This window comes from Enterobacter cloacae complex sp. 302F9, assembly GCF_050030335.1.
In the GTDB taxonomy this organism is placed as follows: Bacteria; Pseudomonadota; Gammaproteobacteria; order Enterobacterales; family Enterobacteriaceae; genus Enterobacter; species Enterobacter hormaechei_C.
In genome coordinates this window covers 2538638-2561378 of record NZ_JBLGUC010000001.1, presented here as the reverse complement: position 1 = coordinate 2561378, position 22741 = coordinate 2538638, and the positions used below count along the sequence as shown (strand labels likewise).

Annotated in this window: 24 protein-coding genes; 9 read left to right on the top strand and 15 right to left on the bottom strand. The window is 54.0% G+C overall.

Annotated elements, in window-relative coordinates:
* Positions 1–3: 3 nt before the first annotated feature.
* From lapB to yciH, 3 genes are all read left to right on the top strand, one after another.
* Positions 4–1173 (top strand): lipopolysaccharide assembly protein LapB, encoded by a 1170-nt coding sequence (gene lapB / locus ACQG0T_RS12440; protein ID WP_003856819.1) that lies wholly within the window; start codon positions 4–6, stop codon positions 1171–1173.
* Between the two features lie 184 nt (positions 1174–1357).
* Positions 1358–2095, top strand: a complete 738-nt coding sequence (gene pyrF, locus ACQG0T_RS12435; protein ID WP_032653814.1) for an orotidine-5'-phosphate decarboxylase — start codon at positions 1358–1360, stop codon at positions 2093–2095.
* Positions 2095–2421: a stress response translation initiation inhibitor YciH gene (yciH, locus tag ACQG0T_RS12430; protein WP_015570389.1), complete on the top strand. Its 327-nt coding sequence runs from the start codon at positions 2095–2097 to the stop codon at positions 2419–2421. Before pyrF ends, yciH begins: the two co-directional genes overlap by 1 nt.
* Before the next feature lie 105 nt (positions 2422–2526).
* Here the strand turns inward: yciH and osmB are convergent, their stop codons facing one another.
* The 3 genes from osmB to ACQG0T_RS12415 form a co-directional block, all read right to left on the bottom strand.
* The gene (gene osmB / locus ACQG0T_RS12425) at positions 2527–2745 is read right to left on the bottom strand and encodes an osmotically-inducible lipoprotein OsmB (RefSeq protein ID WP_017384212.1); all 219 of its coding nucleotides are present in this window, start codon (positions 2743–2745) and stop codon (positions 2527–2529) included.
* Positions 2746–3007: 262 nt separating this feature from the next.
* Positions 3008–3760: a DNA-binding transcriptional regulator YciT gene (locus ACQG0T_RS12420; RefSeq protein WP_017384211.1), complete on the bottom strand. Its 753-nt coding sequence runs from the start codon at positions 3758–3760 to the stop codon at positions 3008–3010.
* A 37-nt stretch (positions 3761–3797) separates the two neighbouring features.
* A complete protein-coding gene (locus tag ACQG0T_RS12415; RefSeq protein WP_003856825.1) occupies positions 3798–3980 on the bottom strand; it encodes a hypothetical protein in 183 nt (60 codons plus the stop codon).
* Positions 3981–4171: 191 nt separating this feature from the next.
* Between ACQG0T_RS12415 and ACQG0T_RS12410 the strand changes: the two genes are divergently transcribed.
* Positions 4172–5041, top strand: a complete 870-nt coding sequence (locus tag ACQG0T_RS12410; RefSeq protein ID WP_017384209.1) for a crotonase/enoyl-CoA hydratase family protein — start codon at positions 4172–4174, stop codon at positions 5039–5041.
* On the opposite strand, the gene pdeR is transcribed toward ACQG0T_RS12410, so the two are convergent.
* From pdeR to fabI, 4 genes are all read right to left on the bottom strand, one after another.
* The gene (gene pdeR, locus ACQG0T_RS12405) at positions 5038–7029 is read right to left on the bottom strand and encodes a cyclic di-GMP phosphodiesterase (protein ID WP_271040820.1); all 1992 of its coding nucleotides are present in this window, start codon (positions 7027–7029) and stop codon (positions 5038–5040) included. The two genes, ACQG0T_RS12410 and pdeR, sit on opposite strands and share 4 nt — an antisense overlap.
* 204 nt (positions 7030–7233) lie before the next feature.
* Positions 7234–9168, bottom strand: coding sequence for an exoribonuclease II (locus ACQG0T_RS12400; RefSeq protein WP_047057098.1), 1935 nt, complete (start codon positions 9166–9168; stop codon positions 7234–7236).
* A 91-nt stretch (positions 9169–9259) separates the two neighbouring features.
* Complete coding sequence (locus ACQG0T_RS12395) at positions 9260–10243, bottom strand: CMD domain-containing protein (RefSeq protein ID WP_271040293.1); 984 nt, start codon at positions 10241–10243, stop codon at positions 9260–9262.
* Positions 10244–10395: 152 nt separating this feature from the next.
* Entirely contained in the window at positions 10396–11184 is a 789-nt protein-coding gene (gene fabI / locus ACQG0T_RS12390) for an enoyl-ACP reductase FabI (RefSeq protein WP_003856831.1), read from the bottom strand.
* A 393-nt stretch (positions 11185–11577) separates the two neighbouring features.
* Here fabI and ACQG0T_RS12385 point away from each other — a divergent pair, with 393 nt between their 5' ends.
* Positions 11578–12924 carry a GGDEF domain-containing protein gene (locus ACQG0T_RS12385; protein ID WP_271040292.1) on the top strand — a complete coding sequence of 449 codons (1347 nt, stop codon included), beginning with the start codon at positions 11578–11580 and terminating at the stop codon, positions 12922–12924.
* Between the two features lie 2 nt (positions 12925–12926).
* Here ACQG0T_RS12385 and ACQG0T_RS12380 read toward each other — a convergent pair whose 3' ends face one another.
* Both ACQG0T_RS12380 and ACQG0T_RS12375 read right to left on the bottom strand, forming a co-directional pair.
* Positions 12927–13748, bottom strand: coding sequence for a helix-turn-helix transcriptional regulator (locus ACQG0T_RS12380; protein WP_271040291.1), 822 nt, complete (start codon positions 13746–13748; stop codon positions 12927–12929).
* Positions 13749–13795: 47 nt separating this feature from the next.
* The gene (locus tag ACQG0T_RS12375; RefSeq protein WP_045339884.1) at positions 13796–14197 is read right to left on the bottom strand and encodes a RidA family protein; all 402 of its coding nucleotides are present in this window, start codon (positions 14195–14197) and stop codon (positions 13796–13798) included.
* Between the two features lie 132 nt (positions 14198–14329).
* On the opposite strand from ACQG0T_RS12375, the gene ACQG0T_RS12370 reads away from it, so the two are divergent.
* Entirely contained in the window at positions 14330–14920 is a 591-nt protein-coding gene (locus tag ACQG0T_RS12370; protein ID WP_126542685.1) for a TetR/AcrR family transcriptional regulator, read from the top strand.
* On the opposite strand, the gene sapF is transcribed toward ACQG0T_RS12370, so the two are convergent.
* The 6 genes from sapF to pspF form a co-directional block, all read right to left on the bottom strand.
* Positions 14917–15723: a putrescine export ABC transporter ATP-binding protein SapF gene (sapF, locus tag ACQG0T_RS12365; protein WP_271040290.1), complete on the bottom strand. Its 807-nt coding sequence runs from the start codon at positions 15721–15723 to the stop codon at positions 14917–14919. The two genes, ACQG0T_RS12370 and sapF, sit on opposite strands and share 4 nt — an antisense overlap.
* A gap of 1 nt (position 15724) precedes the next feature.
* Positions 15725–16717: a putrescine export ABC transporter ATP-binding protein SapD gene (gene sapD / locus ACQG0T_RS12360; protein ID WP_003856840.1), complete on the bottom strand. Its 993-nt coding sequence runs from the start codon at positions 16715–16717 to the stop codon at positions 15725–15727.
* Positions 16717–17607 (bottom strand): putrescine export ABC transporter permease SapC, encoded by an 891-nt coding sequence (gene sapC, locus ACQG0T_RS12355; protein WP_003856843.1) that lies wholly within the window; start codon positions 17605–17607, stop codon positions 16717–16719. The genes sapD and sapC overlap by 1 nt, the downstream gene beginning before the upstream one ends.
* Positions 17594–18559, bottom strand: coding sequence for a putrescine export ABC transporter permease SapB (gene sapB, locus ACQG0T_RS12350; RefSeq protein WP_017383081.1), 966 nt, complete (start codon positions 18557–18559; stop codon positions 17594–17596). The genes sapC and sapB overlap by 14 nt, the downstream gene beginning before the upstream one ends.
* A complete protein-coding gene (sapA, locus tag ACQG0T_RS12345; RefSeq protein WP_047637229.1) occupies positions 18556–20196 on the bottom strand; it encodes an ABC transporter substrate-binding protein SapA in 1641 nt (546 codons plus the stop codon). Before sapA ends, sapB begins: the two co-directional genes overlap by 4 nt.
* Before the next feature lie 88 nt (positions 20197–20284).
* Entirely contained in the window at positions 20285–21277 is a 993-nt protein-coding gene (pspF, locus tag ACQG0T_RS12340; RefSeq protein ID WP_271040289.1) for a phage shock protein operon transcriptional activator, read from the bottom strand.
* 151 nt (positions 21278–21428) lie between these two features.
* On the opposite strand from pspF, the gene pspA reads away from it, so the two are divergent.
* Genes pspA through pspC form a run of 3 tightly spaced genes read left to right on the top strand, consistent with a single transcriptional unit; the run spans position 21429 to position 22730 of the window.
* On the top strand, positions 21429–22097 hold the full coding sequence (gene pspA, locus ACQG0T_RS12335; RefSeq protein ID WP_015570399.1) for a phage shock protein PspA: 669 nt from the start codon (positions 21429–21431) through the stop codon (positions 22095–22097).
* Positions 22098–22146: 49 nt separating this feature from the next.
* Positions 22147–22371, top strand: a complete 225-nt coding sequence (gene pspB / locus ACQG0T_RS12330; RefSeq protein ID WP_003856853.1) for an envelope stress response membrane protein PspB — start codon at positions 22147–22149, stop codon at positions 22369–22371.
* Positions 22371–22730, top strand: coding sequence for an envelope stress response membrane protein PspC (gene pspC / locus ACQG0T_RS12325; protein WP_006810819.1), 360 nt, complete (start codon positions 22371–22373; stop codon positions 22728–22730). Before pspB ends, pspC begins: the two co-directional genes overlap by 1 nt.
* Positions 22731–22741 lie beyond the last annotated feature (11 nt).

Sequence of the window (22741 nt, the reverse complement as noted above, 5' to 3'; positions counted from 1 at the left end):
AATATGCTGGAGTTGTTGTTTCTGCTTTTGCCTGTCGCCGCAGCCTATGGCTGGTATATGGGCCGCAGAAGCGCGCAACAAACAAAACAGGATGAAGCAAACCGACTCTCCCGTGACTACGTAGCGGGGGTGAACTTCCTGCTGAGCAATCAGCAGGATAAAGCGGTGGATCTGTTCCTCGACATGCTCAAAGAGGATACCGGCACCGTAGAGGCGCATCTCACCCTGGGAAACCTGTTCCGTTCGCGCGGAGAGGTTGACCGTGCCATTCGTATCCACCAGACCCTGATGGAAAGCGCTTCGTTGACCTATGAGCAACGGTTGCTGGCCGTGCAGCAGCTTGGGCGGGATTACATGGCCGCGGGGCTTTACGATCGCGCCGAGGATATGTTCTCTCAGCTGGTGGATGAGACGGACTTCCGTATCGGTGCGCTACAGCAGCTTCTGCAAATCTACCAGGCCACCAGCGACTGGCAAAAAGCGATTGATACCGCCGAACGGCTGGTCAAACTCGGTAAAGACAAACAACGCGTCGAAATTGCCCACTTCTATTGCGAGCTGGCTCTCCAGCAGATGGGTAGCGATGACATGGATAAAGCCATGGCATTGTTAAAGAAAGGCGCTGCGGCCGATCGCAACAGCGCGCGCATCTCGATCATGATGGGGCGGGTCTTTATGGCTAACGGTGATTACGCCAAAGCCGTGGAGAGCCTGCTTCGCGTTATCGATCAGGACAAAGAGCTGGTCAGCGAAACGCTGGAAATGCTGCAAACCTGCTATCAGCAGTTAGGTAAGCAGGACGAGTGGGTTGCGTTTCTGCGTCGCTGCGTTGAAGAAAACACCGGTGCCACAGCCGAGCTGATGCTGTCCGACGTCGTTGAAGAGCACGAAGGGAGTGATACCGCCCAGGTATACATTACCCGTCAGTTGCAGCGTCATCCTACCATGCGGGTATTCCATAAGCTGATGGATTACCACCTTAATGACGCAGAAGAAGGGCGCGCTAAAGAGAGCCTGATGGTGCTGCGAGACATGGTAGGTGAACAGGTGCGGAGCAAACCGCGCTATCGTTGCCAGAAATGCGGCTTCACCGCCTATTCGCTTTACTGGCATTGCCCTTCCTGCCGGGCGTGGTCCACCATTAAGCCAATCCGAGGTCTGGACGGGCAGTGATTTTTTAAAACTCCGCATTTTAGTTACAACATACTAATTGTTGTGGTAATTTGGTCAGCACCGTGCGGTCTGAGGTTCGGCAGGAAAAGCATTCGATTCTGTTCATTTACCCCGAGGGCAGGTAGAATGCACGCCGTTTATCTGTTCCGCGCCGCTGCGCGCCCATAGACGAAAAGGGCTGGTCATGACGTCTGTTACATCCTCCACTTCCCGCGTAGTTACCGATTCTCCCGTAGTTGTTGCTCTGGATTACAATAACCGTGACGCCGCACTGGCCTTTGTTGATGGCATTGATCCCCGCGATTGCCGTCTGAAAGTAGGCAAAGAGATGTTTACGCTGTTCGGCCCGTCAATCGTCCGCGATCTGCACCAGCGTGGCTTCGACGTTTTCCTCGACCTGAAATTCCACGATATTCCGAATACCACTGCGCACGCCGTAGCTGCGGCGGCTGAACTGGGCGTGTGGATGGTTAACGTTCATGCATCCGGCGGGGCACGCATGATGACGGCTGCGCGCGAAGCGCTGGTGCCGTTTGGTAATGACGCTCCGCTTCTAATCGCCGTCACCGTGCTGACCAGTATGGATGAATCCGACCTGCACGATCTGGGTGTGACGTTGTCACCTGCCGAACACGCGGAGCGTCTGGCGCGCCTCACGCAACAGTGTGGTCTCGATGGCGTGGTCTGTTCGGCTCAGGAGGCGGTTCGCTTCAAATCTGTGCTAGGCCGCGACTTTAAACTGGTAACGCCAGGTATCCGTCCGGCAGGCACCGAGTCTGGGGATCAGCGACGCATCATGACGCCAGAGCAGGCGCTGAGCGCGGGTGTAGACTATATGGTGATTGGTCGCCCGGTGACGCAATCCGCTCATCCGGCAGAGACCCTGAAAGCGATTAATGCATCACTGAAAAAGGGGGCATAATGCGTGACGCCAACAGTCGTCTGGTCTATTCAACGGATACCGGGCGCATTGAAGAGCCAAAAGAGAAAGCTGAACGTCCAAAAGGCGATGGCATCGTGCGAATTCAGCGCCAGACCAGCGGCAGGAAAGGTAAAGGGGTTTGCCTTGTCACTGGCATTGATCTGGATGATGCAGACCTGGTAAAGCTCGCCGCTGAACTTAAAAAGAAGTGCGGATGCGGTGGGGCAGTAAAAGACGGCATTATTGAGATTCAGGGTGATAAACGGGATTTAATTAAAGCGCTGCTGGAAGCCAAAGGAATGAAAGTCAAACTGGCGGGCGGCTAAAATAAATGAGCCACGGACATTGCCGTGGCTCTTTTTTTTTACGTGCGTAAGTCAGACCTGAAAATACAAAATATATTATTATATCGGTGAGAGCCGTTATGGTGATTATTTGCCCACCTGGTGACCGATAACACCACCTACGGCAGCACCACCTAATGTACCCAGCGTACTACCATCCGTTAATACTGCACCACCAAGCGCACCAGCACCGGCACCAATCGCGGTATTACGGTCACGTTTAGACCAGTTAGAGCAAGCGCTCAGGGACATTGCTACAGTGATTGCCAGAACAGCGGCGGCTAATTTTTTGCTGGTAAAGGTCATAATACTTTCTCCTGAATTATCGATTCACGGAAAGGAATGCACTTTAAGTATAGACAATATCCATACTTAAATTCTGTTCCCGTGAAACCTGGTCGCGCAGGCGTTTCATCATCACGCAGGTGATAGTCACTTCCTGTTATATCGCTAATATTAATTTTACGTGTTTAGAACGGTTTCAACAGGTAAAAACTCTTAAAGGCAGGGTCAGAATACTCTCAGAGAAAGGTTTAAGTGCGCCCATTATTCGGGCGCAGCAGGATAATCAAGCCGTTTTTTTCACAATATCGACAGTCAGGCCGTCTTGTTCTAATTGCTGGCGATATTCATCGCGCAAACGCTCATCCGTAATCACACGGCTGAAGCGTGAAGCCGGACCCATCGTATAAGGGTGTACGGCGCCAAACTTAGAGCTGTCGGTCAGCACAATCGCTTCACACTCTTTGGCGAGTACGGCGTTAACCACGTCTGAACGCATCATATCGCGACCGGTAAAGCCGGTGTCGGGCTGCCAGCCGTCAATACCAATGAATGCCTTACTGAAGTGAACCTGCTGAACATATTGACGCGTTAATGGCCCCACCATGCTTTCGCTTTTCTTCTGGTAAATGCCGCCCAGCAGTATCACCTCGCACTGAGTTTCCTTCAACAGATGGGCGATATAGCTGCTTACGGTGATGATGGTAACGTCTTTTTGATCGGCGAGCGTGCGCGCCAGAAGGGCGTTACTGCTGCCATTTTCAATAAAGACGGTCTCACCGTTATTCACTAAGGATGCAGCAAACTCCGCCAGCTCCCGCTTGAGCGCATAATTGTTCATCATGCGGGTTTCGACGTCGTCGCTGTCCAGTGGAACGGCATATCCGTGCGCACGCCGCAGGTAGCTCTGTTTTTCCAGCAGATTCAGATCCTGACGAATGGTGACTTCAGAAACGCCGGTGGCTTTAGCGAGATCGACCACGCTTACGCGTCCCTGATCGATCACCATCTGCAAAATGATTTGTTGTCGGGAATTCATAGCATCCATTTAAAAGGCAAGGGCGGAAACGACGTGGCTACACTTCCCACGGGGCTTTAGGTTGAGTGGATTCTGGAGCGTTATCAGCGCCGTTCTCAGCCAGCAGTTCAGACTTGAGGATTTCAAGGTTACGGATAGCAGAGTGATAATCGCCTGCGACAAGAATATCCAGCACAGTATCAATACGCTGTGCCACGGCTGTTGCATCAATGTTAGACATAAGCTCACCCTGAAGCGAAAAGTTAATATTATCAATGATGCAGAAAATTGATTCAAAAGAGAAGGTAAAAAATGCAATAACCAAAGTTCATAAATGAAAGTGATAAATTTGGCCCCCGTATGCTGCGGGTTGTAGGGGTGGATTAGTCTAAAACTGCGCGCAACGCGCTTTTTTATAAGAGGAATTCGACTATGACAGTTATCAACCAGACAACCTGCACATTGTTTACTGATGCTGAACGATTCACTCAACTGGCGGCTTATTATGAGGCCGAACGGCGTACGGTGTGGATGATGTTACGTGCCACGCCACGGCCTTGCTTCAATCATGCGCTGATCGAGGAGATCATGAATCTCTCCTGGCTGGTTCGACAGTCCGGATTTGTCGTTGATTTTTGGGTCACCGGATCGCTGGTCCCCGACATCTACAATACCGGCGGTGATTTACAGTTCTTCGTTGAGTGCATCAAAAACAACCGACGCGAAGCGTTACGCGCCTATGCCCGGGCCTGTGTGGACTGCGTTCATGCTGCCTCGCGAGGGTTTGATACCGGTGCTGTCACGCTGGCTATGGTGGAAGGAAGCGCGTTAGGGGGCGGGTTTGAAGCCGCGCTGGCGCATCATTTCATTCTGGCCCAGCGCGATGCCCGATTAGGCTTTCCGGAAATCGCGTTCAATCTGTTCCCGGGCATGGGCGGCTATTCACTGGTGGCGCGTCGCGCCGGCATGAAAATGGCGGAGGCGCTGATCTACAAAGGTGAGACGCATACGGCGGAATGGTATGAGCAGTATGGTCTTGTGGATCTCTTATTCGAGCCGTTACAGAGCTATGTTTCGGTGCGGACGTTTATCGACACGCTACAGCCGAAGCTGAACGGCGTAAGGGCCATGCTGCGTGCGCGTACGCGCGTGCTGCCACTTCCGCGAAGCGAGCTGATGGACATTACCGAGGATTGGGTTGATGCCGCCTTCTGCCTTGAACCGAAGGATATCGCCTACATGGAGCGGCTGGTTATGCTGCAAAATCGCCATCAGGCGACGGGCTTACGCAAAGCCAGCTAACGGACATTTCTGGCCTGATAGCGCTTTAGCCATCGCTCGAATGCGGCAGCGGGCATGGGCTTAGCAAAAAGATAACCCTGCCGTTCGTTGACGCCATTCTTCGTCAGAAAGGCGTCTTCTTTTGCACTTTCCACCCCTTCAGCAATGACCTGCAAATTTAACGCCTGCGCCACGGCGACTATCGCACGCACCAGCGACTGTGAAATGGACTGCTTATGGATGTCCCGCACGAAAGCCTGGTCAAGCTTAATGGCATCGATAGGGAAGCGCGCCAGCTGCGACAGGGAAGAGTACCCCGTACCAAAGTCATCCAGGTGAATTTGCGCTCCCAGGCGGCTAAATTGCTGGATAACTGACAGGGCCAGCTCTTCATTTTCAATGAGACAGCTTTCGGTCAATTCCACGTCAATCGGGCAGTATTCAAAACTCAGGTCTTTCAGCGCCTGCTTCAGGTCGCTGAAGATGGTCTGGTCCGCCAGCTGACGGGCGGAGACGTTGACCGCGACGCGAAGGTTGATCCCCTTGTCGCGCCATTTTGCCACCTGGCGCACCACATCGAGCATAACCCAGCGGCCCAGGGGCACAATCAGCCCTGACTCCTCAGCATAGGAGATAAATTCCATCGGCGGGATCAGGCCACGCTCTGGAAACTGCCAGCGCACCAGCGCCTCCAGACTTCTGACTTCGCCGCGCCAGGTTATTTTGGGCTGGTAGTGGATTAACAGCTGATCGTTATCCAGCGCTTTACGCAGGTTGGTATCCAGCCACAGATATTCAAATACGCGCTGGTTCATCTCTGGCGAGAAGACGCAGAATTTGCCCCGGCCATTTTCTTTGGCGGTGTACATGGCGGTGTCGGCATTACGAATGACGCTTTCGCGATCGTTACCGTGCTGGGGCGCAAGCGCGATGCCCAGCGAGCAGCCGGTGTAAACCTCTATCAGCCCGATGCGGAAAGGCTGACGAAGTCGGGTCAGTATGCGCGATGCCATGGCTTCCAGCGCGCCCTGCGAGGTATCGGTGGCTAGCACGATAAACTCATCCCCACCCAGGCGCGCCAGGGTTTGTCCTTCGTCCAGGCAGCTCAGGATCGCCAGCGCAACGGCCTGTAGCAGCTGGTCGCCAAACATATGCCCATAGGCATCGTTCACTTTTTTAAAGTTATCCAGATCGAGATAAACCACGCCTACCTGGGTGTCACCCCGAGCGGTGATGGCATCAGAGATCAGCTCATGGATGGCGTTTCGGTTAGGCAAACCGGTAATCGTATCCGTATTGGCGAGTACGCGCAGGCGCTCCTGGGCCCGACGCTCTTCGGTTATGTCGGTACCTGAACAGATGAGGAAAATTTCATTTTTCCCGCTGCCGCTGTGAACAAATTTATTTCTGAAGAGAAACAGGCGCTGCCCTTTGCGGGTCTTGATCCAGCGTTCAACTTCGTACGAGCTGCCGTTACGAAAAAAACCGGTGATGTTGCGTTTGGAGGCCGCGGCTTCGCTACGGCTCATAAACAGTTTGAACACGTTTTGCCCGATAACTTCCTGTTCCTTCAGGCCCGTATATTCTTCACTTAAACGGTTGAAGCGCTGAATATTCCCGTTCTGGTCGAGGATCACAATCACGGAGTTAGCCTCGGACACTACCTGTTCGGCGAAGGAGAGCCCCTGCGCCAGGTCGCGCGCCACGGAAGGGGTATCGTTCCAGGCTGATGCCGTTCCTGCCCACTCATTTTTGTTAATTTTACGGCCGACAAGATGAACGGGAACGTCCACACCGTACAAGGGCAGGGTCATGGCAATGCTGGAGGTTATCACGGTGAGCTGGCGGATCAGCGCGGCCTGCTCATCATCCAGCGCCACCACCTGAATGATGTCAGCGCTTTCACTGGCAGCAAGATGCAGAGCATTGCTGTCTGCTGTCAGTCGCCACCAGGGGCTATGCGTACCCATGTAACGAAACAGCAAATTCTGCTCCAGATCGTCCATCACGTTTTCTCCCGCGGCTGCTGAGTAGCGCACAAATTATTCATTTGCAGTCGACAATGACGGCTCTCTTTTACTGTAGATAATTCTGGCGAAATGTGGCGATGGGAAACAGAAAAGTGTGAGAAAAAACGATGATTTTGCGGGAGATAATACAGAAGAGAACTCCCGGCCACCCCTTAACGGAACGGCCGGAAGTTTACGCGGTTATCAGGCGACAGGGCGCGCGATAATACTGCGGGTTTCCATGCGCACTTCAGCGATGGTGACATCAATCACGTCAGTGACCTTGTAAACCGTTTCGCCTTTAATTTGCACGGTCCCGTTTTCCTGGCTACAAACCAATTCGTCGCGAACGGCATGCAGGAACGGGGCAGGAATAAAGGCAACGGCGCCATTATCCACCAGACGAACGCGCATACCGCCGCGGCTGATGTCAATGATTTCAGCCGGGAAACGGGTGTCAGTCCCTGCCTTATCATTCAGGAAGCGCGCGTATAACCAGTCGCCGACATCACGCTCCGCCATACGGTTGAGACGGCGACGTTCTGCCATCTGCAACGTCGTATCATCCTGTGGGCGGGCAACAGATTCCCCTTTGATGATCGCTTTCAGCAGACGATGGTTAACCATATCGCCGTACTTACGGATCGGGGAGGTCCAGGTCGCGTAAGCCTCAAGGCCAAGGCCGAAGTGCGGGCCTGGCTCGGTGCTGATTTCCGCAAAGGACTGGAAGCGGCGAATACGGCTGTCAAGGAACCCTGAAGGCTGCGCGTCCAGCTCGCGGCGCAGTTTGCAGAAACCTTGCAGGGTCAGCACTTCCTCAGGATCGACGTGTACGTCATGGGTTTTCAGCAGGGCAGCCAGCGCTTCGGTGTTCGCTGGATCAAACCCGGTGTGCACGTTGTAAATGCCAAAGCCTAATTTGTCGCGCAGCACGCGGGCGGCACAAATGTTGGCGGATATCATCGCTTCTTCAACGATGCGGTTGGCAATACGGCGCGGCTCAGCGACAATATTCAGCACTTCACCTTTTTCACCCAGCACAAAACGGTAGTCCGGACGATCTTTGAAGACCAGCGCGTGAGTTTGACGCCATTCGCTGCGGCTCAGGCAGACGCGGTGCAGCAGACGAATTTGTGCGGCAATGTTGTCGGACTCAGGTTTCCAGCTACCCGTGTTCTCCAGCCAGTCGGACACGTCGTCATAGGCCAGCTTGGCTTTGGATTCGATGGTGGCGGCGAAGAATTCAATATCTTCTTCAATGGTACCATCAGCCGCAATGGTCATCCGACAGGCCAGCACCGGACGCACTTCATGCGCACGCAGCGAGCAAAGATCGTCGGAGAGTTCACGCGGCAGCATCGGAATGTTAAAGCCCGGCAGGTAGTTGGTGAACGAGCGCACTTTGGCCATCTCGTCCAGCTTGCTGCCTTCGACAATCCATGCGGTAGGGTCGGCAATGGCGACGGTCAGATGCAGTTTGCCATCGGCTGTATCTTCGGCATACAACGCATCGTCCATATCCTCGGTGCTGGCGCTGTCAATGGTGACAAAGTCCAGCGCCGTCAGATCGCGACGTTCCAGACCTTCGTCCTGCATTTCAGTCGCCACGCCCTCAGGCGCTTCTTTTTCGAGGTTGTGGCGCGCCAGCGTCACCCACCATGGGACGAAATGGTCGTCGCCGAAGGTAATGTATTGGGTAAGCTCGGCGTAAAAACCGCGATCGCCTTTTAAAGGATGACGGCGCATCTCAGCAACCGCCCAGTCACCCTCAACAAAATCATGCTCAACGCCACGCGCGGCGCGGCACGGAATAGCATCTTTCAGGAGAGGATGGTCCGGCACGACAGAAAGACGATCGTCTTTTTTATGCACTTTCCCGACAAAGCGGGTCAGGAAAGGTTCGATCAGTGCTTCCGGCTCGGCAGACTCTCGTTCCTTTTCGGTATGAATAACGGCCGAAATGCGGTCGCCATGCATCACTTTCTTCATCTGAGGAGGCGGAATGAAGTAGCTCTTCTGCCCGTCAACTTCAAGAAAGCCAAAGCCCTTTTCCGTGGCTTTTACGACCCCTTCTGCACGCGGCGTCTGGGAATGCAGTTGCTGTTTAAGCTGCGCTAGCAGCGGGTTGTCCTGAAACATAATGTTCTATTTTCGTAGCCATTGAGCGGCTGACAGTTTTACGCGAATCTCACTGCTACAGCAAGCGCTCTTTAGGTAAAGAGTATGGTTATTACTCTTTGCCGAGCGCCACGCGCAGACGGTCCAGCCAGCCATAAAATGCATCTCGGGTAAGCAGGTTGATGGCCTTCTCTGGCGAGAGACCTGACCCGGTCAGGGGCGTTAACTGGGCGGGGCTAAAGCGATCCGGAGAGGCGACAAGCAGCGCACGAGCGGCTGAGAGCATCGAAGACGCGGGACCTTCACTTCGCGGATGGTTAAGCAGAATTTCGCCCGTCAGATCAAGCAGCATCGGCTCATGACACAGCACAGGAGTAAGCGCTTCAAGCGCCGGTTCCGCCTGCCAGCGTGAGAGCGCCTCAAGCTGAAGCGCACTGGCATATTTTAGCTCAACCGGGGGTAGCGTGGCGGTCCATCTGCTGAAGCTGACCGGCAGCGTATGGGGCTGAATGTGATGCCCGGGCAGCCAGCGTACCGGATGGCCAAGCAATGCCTGAAATACCGCGACCACTCGCGCCTGAAAACCGACAAAGCCGATGATCTGGTTGATGAGCACAATGTCATACGTTGTGAGTCCAACCTCATCAAGCTGGTTTTGGGCTTTATCATCGATGACATCGGGTGAGCTGGCTAACTGGCGGGCATACTGGGTAATTTCTGCAAGGCGTCGATTGCTTTCCCGGGAGGAGTCCGGCCCCGGAAGAGGGGCGAGCAGAGCAGCGTAGTGGTTACAGAGCCGCTGAACGCCACACGCCTGGGCAACCGTTAATGCCGTGCTCAGCCTGTCGTAGGCGCTGAGCGTATGCAGACGGTTCACGGGAGTATCAAGTGGGAACAAAAGATGACAGAGGGTTCGGGCATGCGTAAGCCAACCAGCACAGCTTGCGAGAATGTCATCGGGCAGGGCTAGATCGAGCAAAAAACGGTCGTCGACGTTAGCGGCTTCGGGCACCAGCGGCAGAACGTCCGTCTGCGAATGATTCGACTGGGTTTCATGATACCAGTGGCCTTTGCCGGAAAAACGGCGTTGTTCCATGGGCGTTCCTTGATCTCAAAATGGCGATCAATATCCTGGCGTAAGGCGGATGAGGGGAAAAATATTGTTAGGTGATAACAAATAGCTGAACGGAATAACGAGGGGCGGGGCGGGAGGAAACTCTCTTCCCTGGCGGGAAGAGAGTGACAAGCTTATTTGATTTCCAGCTCGTTCATTGCAGCGATGTTGAAGCCGCCGTCAACGTGAACCACTTCGCCGGAGATGCCCGCGGAAAGGTCAGAGCACAGGAATGCCGCAGAGTTACCCACATCTTCGATGGTAACGGTACGACGAATCGGGGTAACCGCTTCGCAGTGTGCCAGCATTTTACGGAAATCTTTGATACCGGAAGCGGCCAGGGTACGGATTGGACCCGCAGAAATAGCGTTAACACGCACGCCTTCAGGACCCATCGCGTTCGCCATGTAGCGCACGTTGGCTTCCAGAGACGCTTTCGCCAGACCCATAACGTTGTAGTTAGGGATAGCACGTTCTGCGCCGAGGTAGGACAGAGTCAGCAGGGCTGCGCCCGGGTTCAGCATCGCGCGGCAGGATTTTGCCATTGCAACGAAGCTGTAGGAGCTGATGTCGTGGGCGATTTTGAAGCCATCACGGGTAACCGCGTTCACGTAGTCGCCGTCCAGCTGGTCGCCAGGAGCGAAGCCGATGGAGTGAACAAAACCGTCGAATTTCGGCCATGCTTTTGCCAGTTCAGCAAACATGCCATCAATGCTTTCGTCTTGTGCAACGTCACATTCCAGAACAATGCTGGAACCCAGCTGCGCGGCAAATTCTTCAACACGGCCTTTCAGCTTGTCGTTCTGGTAGGTGAACGCCAGCTCAGCGCCTTCGCGATGCATTGCCTGTGCGATGCCGTATGCGATGGACAGTTTGCTGGCAACGCCAGTCACCAGAATGCGCTTACCGGAAAGAAAACCCATAGCTTTAATCCTTATATTCATTGCTTATTTTGCCTTGTAATTCATAGCGTTACAGGCAGTATTTCAAAATCATTCGAAATTAGCTCGAAATTATAGCCCACTCACAGCCCCTTGTGTCACGATATTTCTCGCTCCTGCGCCGTGAATGGGCTCACGGAAGAGGTTGAACTGACTCTTCATCAGGCTGTTTCGTGTGTATCCCAGCAGTATATCACCGCACGCGGGGTTCGCCTCATCCAACCAGCGGGCACCGTGACGCCGCCCTCATGTTGATGTGTCCAGCGCCTTTTGCGCAAAATGATCCGTTTAGCCCTTTAAACGCTTTAAAATTGCGCGAGGGTTGATAACGGCTATGCCATTTTGCGTCTTTATCTGTGTGCGGTAAGAAGGAAGATGAAAAATATTACGTTGGCCGAAAAACTGATCATGCTGTCAGGTGCGGTGCTTTTCGCACTAATGATCGCGGTGAACTCCTTTTGCGTGAATGATAATCCTGGTTTCAGGGTGCCTATGACCACCTATTTGATCGTCATGATTGCGCTGTTCTTTCTGGATACCATTATCTTTATTTTTATCCAGATGCTGTATGCCTCCGACCGAACGCGTTTTTCATTATTCATTCTGAGCCTGGCATTTCTTAGTGGGCTGGTTTATTTTATTGAGACGATCATTGTTATTCAGCTTCCGGAGCATGCTGGTTTTACCCAGGCGGCAAAAACCAACGATACGGCGGTATTCTATTTTTTCCGGCAGCTGAGCTTTATCGTATTACTGGCGCTGGCGGTCCGTGTGGAGAAAATCACGATTCGATCTACGCTCAGATTCCGAAATAAGATCAGCATGACGTTAGCATTGTTGACGTCATTGGTTATATTTCCGATGCTGGCCCATTATCTCAGCAGCTACCATCCGGCCTGGACATTAACGATTGCAGCATACGAAGATGAACATCATTATCCTGTCTGGGATATCAGGTACGTAAATGTTCTAATCCTGCTCTGGTCGGCTTTACTTTGTTATATGATTTCAGTGACACGCCTGGCGTCCGGGATCTGGAACAGTATTATTGTGGTCTGCCTTTCCGCCATCGTTTACAATTTTTTCCTCTTACTGCTTGATACCTACAATCTGTCGCTCTGGTATATCAGCCGGGCAGTAGAGGTCCTCAGTAAATTATTTGTGATTTGTACCTTAATGTTCCATGTCTTTAACCTGTTGAAAATTTTTGGCGATCGGGTTGATCGCGATCCGCTTACTCAGATCTACAACCGTAAATATTTTTATGAGGCACTTCCGCGGGTCCGCTCGCTCAGGACAGAAAAGGGGGCCAGCATCATGATGCTGGACATCGACAACTTTAAGTCGATTAACGATAACTGGGGCCATCTTGTGGGGGATCGCGTGATTCTGGCGGTCGTGGATATTATCAAAGACAGCATTCGCGATAACGACATCTTTGCCCGACTGGGAGGCGAGGAATTTGGTCTTCTGCTGCCGGATACGGACAGTAGGCAGGCTATTGCCGTCGCGGAACGTATTCGCCAGAACGTTCAACAGCGCACCGGGCCGGGCTACCATTATGCTCTCCCTGTAAAGGTCACATTAAGTATCGGCGTGTGCTCAGCCATTAAGAATAACGTCAACAGCAATGATATTATGCGTGACGTGGACGAGGCGTTGTATGAGGCTAAGCACAACGGTAAAAACAGAATCGTTACCAGACAGGCTGAATGCAGCTGAGGTTACAGGATGGGGATGAAAACATCAAAATCGACACGCTCATCGCTGTACGCATTAATTTTCATCAGGTAAATACCGTCGCGCAACGTCAGGCGTTTATTTACCATCGCCTTAACAAAGCCAATCTTGTTAAACGCGCTGTAGCTTTCCCAGCTACCGCTAAAGGGCATTCTTGCGTATCTCCCACGCACAACGCGGGATTTTTTATTTGTCACCGTGTCGCTTTGTAAAGCGTACGATATTAATACCTCGACCAGATACGATCGGCTTTTGCCTAACTCGGGGCGGCGGGGCATCAGAATAATTTTATCGATATCATGGCGGTTTTCTGTCAGGAGCTTTTTGATTTTTTTAGTAATATCATGCACCGAGGTATCAAAAAGATGATCGTGCTCGATAATTTCATGCGTATAGACAAACGTTTCATCTAGAAAGCAGACCTCGAGCTCAGGCGTTTCCAGTTCGCTTAATAAAAAAGAGGGCTGTAAGATGTCAAAATTCCACCCTCTGGCACATCTGTACTCAGAGGGTGTCAGCCCCATCATTTTTTTAAAGGCTCTGGAGAATCCCTGGCTGCTCTGGTAATGGAATAAATACGCAATATCCGTCACCGGAATCGACGTCATTCTCAGCATAATGGCGGCACGGCTTAACCTCCGTCGGAGAATATACTCACCTAGAGAGAGCCGATACTTCTCTTTAAACCATGTTTCGATGCTTCTTCTGCTGTATCCAATATCTGCAACCAAATCATCAATGTGTAAAATAGTAAAGTTATTTTCTTCTACCCAGGAGAGAATATAGTTACTGATGCTGTCTTTCATTTGTGCGTCAGTGATAGTTTAACGGTAAATCAGTTTGCTGCCAGATGTTAATTCGCGGGCGTAGGGATCCTGGCGATAACCTTAATTTCGAAATCAAAACCCGCAAGCCAGTTAACGCCTATTGCTGTCCAGTTTGGGTAAGGAGCGTGCGGAAATGCCAGTTTTTTCGCCTCCATGATGACGGGAAACTGGTTTTCAGGATCGGTATGAAACGTCGTGACATCAATCAGATCGTCAAAAGTACATCCCGCGGCTGCCAGCGTCGCCCGTAAATTATCGAACGCCAACTGCACCTGAGCGGGGAAGTCGGGTTCAGGTGTGCCATCGCTGCGGCTGCCAACCTGACCGGAAACAAATAACAGATCGCCAGAGCGGATTGCAGCTGAATAGCCATGCTCTTCATAAAGGGCATGGCGATTAGCCGGGAAAACGGGGTCACGTGGATGCATGGCTTTTCCTTTTCTGTCAGGGGTATTGTTGTGGTTGCGCAGTAGAAGTAACATACGCGATGTATGTCAAAAATGTAAGCCACATACGCCGCGTATGTCAAATTATAATTACCGCTTAATGAAGGAAGTCCCATGGCTACGAAACGTCGCGCTGAAACGGCCCAGGAAAATCGCGAGAAAATGATTCGGGCGGCGCGAAAGGCGTTTGCTGAAAAAGGCTATGCCGCAGCGTCGATGGATGAACTCACGGCAAGCGTGGGGTTAACACGCGGCGCGCTATATCATAATTTCAACGACAAGAAGGGATTACTGGCGGCGGTGGTCGCGCAGATAGACAGCGAAATGGCAGCAAACGCAAAAGCGATTGCCGCCGCCGCCGAAGATGACTGGGAGAGACTGCTGGCGGAGGGCATCGCCTATATCAAAATGGCGCTCGTTCCGGAAGTTCAGCGTATCGTGCTTCTTGACGGCCCGGCTGTTCTGGGCGATCCGGCGCACTGGCCCAGCCAGAACAGCTGCCTTGAGTCGACCCGTCAGACCATCGAAAAAATGATGGAGTGCAACGTAATCAAAAAGATGGATGCCAGAGTCGCAGCCCATCTGCTGAATGGCGCTGCTCTGAATGCGGCTCTGCTGATTGCCGCGAGTGATGAACCGCAGAAGACTCTCCCGCATGCCATAGAGGTGTTTACTTTGCTGGCAAGCGGGTTACGCAGCGGCTAACGATCTTTACGCCACGCGTCCGCCGTCAACGCTTCACCAAAGTGTCCGGCAATCAGGCGTTTCGTCAGGTCATGGAGCGGGGAGGCCAGTACGTCAGCGGTACTGCCGCGCTCGACAACTTCTCCCTGGTGCATCACCAGCACCTGGTCGCTTATGTGCTTCATCATGCCCAGATGCTGAGTCACGTAAATATACGAGATCCCCTGCTTTTCCTGTAACTCCAGCATCAGGTTAATGAGCTGCGAACGCATCGACATATCCAGCGACGCCAGCGCTTCGTCGGCGATGATGACCTTCGGGCGCAGGATCAGCGCGCGGGCCAGACCGAGACGCTGTTTTTGGCCCGGGGCCAGCATGTGCGGGTAATAGCTGACATGGTCGGGCAGGAGGCCTACCAGACGCAGGGTTTCGACAATCCGTTTGCGACGCGCTTCCGGCTCCAGGTCGGTATTCAACCGCAGCGGGAAATCCAGGATCTGGGAAATACGCTGACGCGGGTTCAGGGACGTCGACGGATCCTGAAAAATGATCCGGATGCGCTGACTGCGAAAAGAGTAGTCCCCAAATTCCAGAGGATGATCGTCAATCAGTATTTCACCGCCGCTCGGCTCGACCATACCCGCGAGCATTTTTGCCAGGGTCGATTTGCCCGAGCCGTTTTCACCGATAATCGCCAGCGTCTGCTTTTCGCGCAGCGTAAAGCTCAGCGGTTTAACAGCCTCGACGGTCTGACGGTGAAACAGGCCGGTGCGATAGCGAAAGGTCTTACTCAGGTTACGTACTTCCAGTAAGGTTTCGACCATTTCACTCTCTCTCCATGTTCAGCGGGAAATGACAGGCAAACAGATGATTTTTCGGCCCTGTCAGGCGCGGTGTTTCGATGCATTTGCGCTGAGCATACGGGCAACGCGGACCCAGACGGCAGCCAATGGGCAGCGATTCCAGCAGCGGTATCGCGCCAGGCAGCGTATTCAGACGGCTTTTGTGCGGCATCGCGCTGCCAAAGTCCGGGATCGCCCTGATCAGCGCCTGCGTGTAGGGATGATGCGGCGTCGTCACCAGGTCTTCGCTTGGCGCGGTTTCTACCGTCTGGCCGCAATACATTACGTCAATTTTATCCGCCCACTTGCTCAGCATTTGCAGGTCGTGGCTGATCAACAAAATGGTGGTGTTGTTATTCTGGTTCAGACGCGTGAGCAGGCGGAAAATCTGGGCCTGGGTGGTTGGCTCCATCGCGTTCGTTGGTTCGTCCGCAATCAGCAGACGCGGCTGATTCGCCAGGGCGATGGCAATCATCACTTTCTGGCATTCACCGTCGGTCAGTTCGTAGGGGAAACTGCGCATCGCGTCTTTATGGTCTTTGATCCCGACACGGTGCAACAGCTCAATGGCACGGCGTTTACGCCAGCCGAAACGCTGCCACCAGCGGCCTTTATAGGTCCACCCGGGGATGTTCTGCATCAGCTGTTTCCCGACGCGCTCGGACGGATCGAGACAGGATTGCGGCTCCTGGAAAATCATCGAGACGTTATGGCCCACCAGTTTACGGCGTTCGCGCGGGGAGAGACGCAACAAATCGATGTCGTCGAAGCGCATACGATCGGCGGTCACCCGCCAGTTGTCCTTCGCCACGCCGCAAATGGCCTTGGCGATCAGACTTTTCCCCGAACCCGATTCGCCCACCAGCCCGCGGATTTCGCCCTCTGCGAGCGTAATACTGATGCGATCCACGGCCTTGACCCAGCCTTCGCCCGTTTTAATTTCGATCGTGAGGTTGCGGATATCGAGTAACGGCATTATTGCACCCCCGCATTGATTGCGCGGCGGATCCCGTCGCCCAGCAGGTTAACGAGCAGCACGCTCACCATGATGGCCGCGCCCGGCAGCATGACCGTCCACGGCGCAACGTAAATCAGCTCCAGCGCATCGCCAAGCATGGCGCCCCATTCCGGGGAGGGGAGCTGCGCGCCAAGGTCCAGGAAGCCCAGCGCTGCGATATCCAGAATCGCCATCGACAGGGCGCGGGTGATCTCCGTCACCAGCCCGGCGGCAATGTTAGGCAGCACGGCAAACCACAAAATATTAAACGTGGTGGCGCCATCCAGACGGGCGGCGACGACATACTCTTTCTCCAGCTCGTCGTGAACCAGGCTGTAAACCGAGCGCACCATGCGCGGTAGAATGGCCAGCCAGACGGCGAACATCGCATGGGTGAGGTGCGGCCCCGCGAAGGCCACGACGATAATCGCCAGCAGCAGCGAAGGAATAGAGAGCAGGGTATCAAGAATATGGTTAAGCACAGCCGACCGCAGCCCGTGGGTTGAGCCGGCAAAAATGCCCAGCGCCAGGCCGCAGATCGCGGCAGCCAGGGTGACCACGAACGCGCCGCCCACCGTCGGTGCGGCGCCGCTCAGCAAACGACTTAGCACGTCGCGTCCGAGATCGTCAGTCCCCAGGAAGAACGAAACCTCCCCGTAGCGCGACCACGACGGCGGTAAAAGCTGATAGCCAAGGAACTGCTGATCGATGCCATACGGTGCAAACCACGAACCCAAAACGCACAGCAACACGAGGCCAATGCAGCCGTAAAAGCCGATCATCGCCGTGGTGTCGCCGTAAAAATTACGCCACACTGTGCGTAGCGCACCGGGCGTGCGCTTTTCGCTGTAGACGTTATCGTAAGGCATACCATTCCTTATGCTTCAATGGGTTGGCCATGGCACCCAAAATATCGGAAATAACGTTAACAATAATGACCAGCGAGCCAATCACCATCACGCCGGCGGAGATCGCCGCATAATCCTGCTGGCGAATGGCATTGATCATCCAGCGCCCAAGGCCCGGCCAGCTGAAAACCATCTCGGTGATCATCGCCAGCGTCAGCATGGTTGAGAATTGCAGCCCAAGACGTGGGATTACGGGGGGCAACGCATTGTGCAGCACATGGCGACGTAAAATCGTCAGGCGAGACAGTCCGCGCGTGGCGGCGGCTTTCACATAGTTTTGATCGAAGACGTCGATAGTGCTGATGCGCATCAGGCGGATCACTTCGGTCGTCGGCGCGACGGCCAGCGTAAGCACCGGCAGCACCATGTGGCGCAGCGCACTCACGATCATTTCGTCGCGCCAGACTGAATCAGAAAGCCAGGCGTCAACGATGGCGAAGCCGCTCACCGTTTGCACGTTATACAGCAGGTCAAAACGGCCAGATACCGGCAGCCAGCCTAACGTCAGTGAGAAGAAGAGGGTAAGCAGCAGCGCCAGCCAGAAAACAGGGATGGAAAAGCCAATTAAGGCAAGCGCACTAATAAATTTATCCTGCCATTTATTACGATAAATTCCCGCCAGCATTCCCACCGGGATCCCCACCATGAGGGCAAAGCCAAAGGCGAGTATACACAGCTCCATGGTGGCCGGGAAAACCACTTTCAGCTGTTCGGAGATGAGCTGTCCGTTGATGCTGGACACGCCAAAATCCCAGTGCAGCAGGCCATTAAACCAGAACAGCCAGGCGTCCCAGAGAGATGAGCCCTGAAGCGGGGCGTGCGGCGTAAAGTAGCTCAGGCTAAAGCCGACAAAGGTCAGGAAGAACAGGGTCACCAGCAGTAACAGCAGCCGACGCAAGGTAAATATAATCATGGTTTTTTCACCTCTTGTTCTTTCTCACGGGTCACGCCCGCGAAGGAGGCGTTACCAAACGGGCTGAGTACCAGCCCTTTAATATCGTAACGGTAGGCCTGGAGGCGCAGGGAAGAGGCAAGCGGCAACACGGGAAGTTCTCTGGCCAGAATATTTTGCGCTTCATCGTAGGCCTCAATGCGTGAGGCAAGCTGTTGAGACGCCAACGCTTTTTGCAGCACGGCATCAAATTCCCGGTTACACCAGTGGGCGTAGTTGGTCTGGGAGTTGATTGCCGCACAGCTCAGCAGCGGACGGAAAAAGCTGTCCGGGTCGTTACTGTCGGTGGACCAGCCAGCCAGCGTTAAGTCGTGATTCATGTCCATCAGACGCGCCTCCTGGAAACGGCCTTCGACAGGCACGATGATCACCTTAACGCCCACCTGCGCCATATCAGCCTGCAACAGCTCAGCCGTTTTCAGCGGGCTGGGGTTCCACGCCTGAGAGCTGGTGGGCACCCACAGCTGTAGCGTCAGGTTTTCTGCCCCCAGCGCTTTAAGCTGTTCGCGCGCTTTCGCCGGATTATATTCCGTAATCTTCGCCTCGCCGTCATAGGCCCAGGAGGCGCGCGGAAGAATAGAGGCGGCGGTTTCCGCGGTACCGTAGTAAATCGACTGCATCAGACGCTGGTTGTTGATCGCTAACGCCAGCGCATGGCGCACGGCCGGATTATTCAGCGGCGGCTTATCGGTGTTAAACGCCAGATAAGCGATGTTCATGCCCGGGCGCAGGGTCAGGCGCAGGCGTGGGTCGTCGCGCAAAATGGTCAACTGGCTGGCCGCAGGCCAGGCAAGCACGTCGCACTCGCCGGTCAGCAGTTTGGAGAGTCGGCCTGTTCCACCTGAACCCAGATCAACAATAACCTGCGGCATCAGCGGCTTGCCGCGCCAGAAACGATCGTGTCGTTGCAGGCGAATGTATTGTCCGGCGCGGTACTCTGCTAACTGGAACGGACCGGTGCCTACAGGCTCACGATCGAGACGTTCCTGACGATCCTTTTTCGTCAGCTGATCCGCGTATTCGGCTGACATGACCGAGGCGTAGTGCGTCGCCAGATGCCAGAGGAAGGAGGCATCCGGGCGATTCAGACGAAACTCAACCGTACGGTTATCCAGTTTGCGAACGCTTTTGACCGAGTCCGCGAATTGCAGACTGTCGAAATAGGGGAAGTTCCCGCCATTAACGTTATGCCACGGATGATTGCGGTTGAATATGCGCTGGAAGGTGAAAACCACGTCATCCGCGTTGAGCTTACGGGTTGGGGTAAACCACGGGGTGTGCTGAAAAGCGACGTCATCGCGTAAACGGAAGCGGTATGTGGCGCCGTTATCCATCACTTCCCAGCTCTCGGCAAGTTCCGGGACCAGCCGATAGGTGTAAGGATCGACATCAAGCAGGCGATCGTAAAGCTGCGCGGCCAGCGTATCAACAATCAGGCCGCTCCCCGCCTTTTGCGGATTAAAGGTATCAACTTGCCCGCTGACGCAGTAGACGAAACCACTATCACGGATATCAGGGGGCACAGCGCGATCGGGCGCAGCAAAGGCCAGATTGCTGAACAGACCGAGTGCAAACAGGGACGATAAAACCAGGCGCATAGTTTTTAAGGTTTTTAGATTCGATCTGCAAAGTGTATCGCACTTACGCCTGCTTCGTAAAAATGTCTGGGGGTAAGTGCTGATAATGTCAGCGCATTTGATGTTTTTTGAGCAATGCCCTTAACTGATGGTAGGTCAGACCCAGCAGTTCAGCTGCCCGTTTCTGGTTATATTTCGCCTCTTTCAGGCTCTGCTCAAGCAGCTGTTGCTCCTGCTGATGCTGGAACTGGCGTAAATCGAGCGGCAACGCCGGAGCCTGCTGGCGCGTCGCCGGAGCAGGGAGCTGTTTATCCTCGCGCCGAAAAGGATCGAGAATAATGTTGTCCAGTTCGGTCTCGCTGCTGCCATGCCGGTAAACGGACCGTTCCACCACGTTTTTCAGTTCACGAATATTGCCCGGCCAGTAGTAACCGAGCAGGGTCCCGGTGGCCCGTTCGCTGAAGCCCGGAAAGAGAGGCAGACCCAGTTCCCGGCACATCTGAATGGCAAACTGATCGGCCAGCAGCATGATATCGCTGCGCCGCTCCCGCAGCGGCGGCAGCTGAACGACATCGAAAGCCAGCCTGTCCAGCAGGTCGGCGCGGAATTTGTCCTCAGCCACCATCGCGGGCAGGTCGGCGTTGGTGGCGCATACCAGGCGAACGTTGACCTGAAGCGGCTGACTGCCGCCAACGCGTTCCAGTTCACCGTACTCAATGACGCGCAGCAGCTTTTCCTGCACCAGCATCGGCGCGGTCGCCAGCTCGTCGAGAAAGAGCGTTCCGCCATCGGCGCGCTCAAAGCGTCCGGGATGGCGTTTTTGTGCGCCGGTAAAGGCGCCAGCTTCATGACCAAACAGCTCGGTGTCGAGCAGGTTTTCATTCAGCGCCGCGCAGTTAAGCGAAATAAAAGGGCCGTCCCAGCGGCCAGACAGAAAGTGCAGGCGGTTAGCGATAAGTTCTTTACCCGTTCCGCGCTCACCGATAATCAGCACCGGTTTATTCAGTGGCGCGAGGCGCGATACCTGTTCAAGCACTTCCAGGAAGCTGTTGGCCTCGCCAAGCAAATTATCTTTATATTCAGCCATGATGAAATTAACCACTCCTTAGTGATATTCACCAGGTGAGAATAGCCGCTGGCTGGATAAATATCAATCACACTCAGTAAAATCAATAAGATAAAAAGTTGGCATGGGATTTGTATTAACTACTCAGCAGGGCATCGCCCGATAACAGAACTATGAGGATTGAATTATGGGTATTTTTTCTCGTTTTGCCGACATCGTGAACGCCAACATCAACTCGCTGCTGGAGAAAGCGGAAGATCCGCAGAAGCTGGTGCGCCTGATGATTCAGGAGATGGAAGACACGCTGGTTGAAGTACGCTCCACCTCCGCCCGCGCGCTGGCAGAGAAAAAGCAGTTAACGCGTCGTATCGAGCAGGCAACTGCCCAGCTTAACGAATGGCAGGAAAAAGCGGAACTGGCGCTGCGTAAAGATAAAGAAGATCTGGCTCGCGCTGCGCTGATTGAGAAGCAGAAGCTGACCGACATGGTTGCCACGCTGGAACACGAAGTGACGCTGGTGGATGATACTCTGGCGCGTATGAAGAAAGAGATTGGTGAGCTTGAAAACAAACTCAGCGAAACCCGTGCACGTCAACAGGCGCTGGCGCTGCGCCACCAGGCTGCAAGCTCGTCCCGCGACGTGCGTCGCCAGCTGGACAGCGGCAAGCTGGATGAAGCGATGGCCCGTTTCGAATCGTTTGAACGTCGTATCGACCACATGGAAGCGGAAGCCGAGAGCCACAGCATCGGTAAACAGAAAACCCTCGATCAGCAGTTTGCTGACCTGAAGGCCGATGATGAAATTAGCGAGCAACTGGCTGCGCTGAAAGCCAAAATGAAACAAGACAACCAATAATAATTCCTGCGGCACCTGAGCGTGCCGCATCGTAAGACAAGGAGTACACATGAGCGCGCTTTTTCTGGCTATACCCCTGACCATTTTCGTGCTGTTTGTTCTGCCCATCTGGTTATGGCTGCACTACAGCAACCGCTCTTCACGCGGTGAGCTGTCGCAGAGTGAACAACAGCGGCTGGCGCAGCTCTCTGCCGAGGCAAATAAAATGCGCGAACGTATTCAGGCGCTGGAAGCGATCCTGGACGCGGAACACCCGAACTGGAGGGAACGGTAATGGCTGGACTGAATCTGAATAAAAAACTGTGGCGGATCCCACAGCAGGGCATGGTTCGGGGCGTTTGCGCCGGGCTGGCGCACTATCTGGATGTTCCGGTAAAACTGGTGCGTGTGGTCACTGTATTATCGATTTTCTTCGGCCTGGCCTTTATTACACTGGTGGCATACATCATTCTGTCGTTTGTACTCGATCCTATGCCGGAAGGTGAGCTGGATGCGGAGAACACGCCAACCAGCAGCGATCTCCTGAACGCGGTGGATGAACAGCTGAGCGCAGGGGAGAAGCGATTGCGCGAGATGGAACGTTATGTCACCTCCGATACCTTTACGCTGAGAAGTCGTTTTCGTCAGCTTTAAGAGAGAACTTA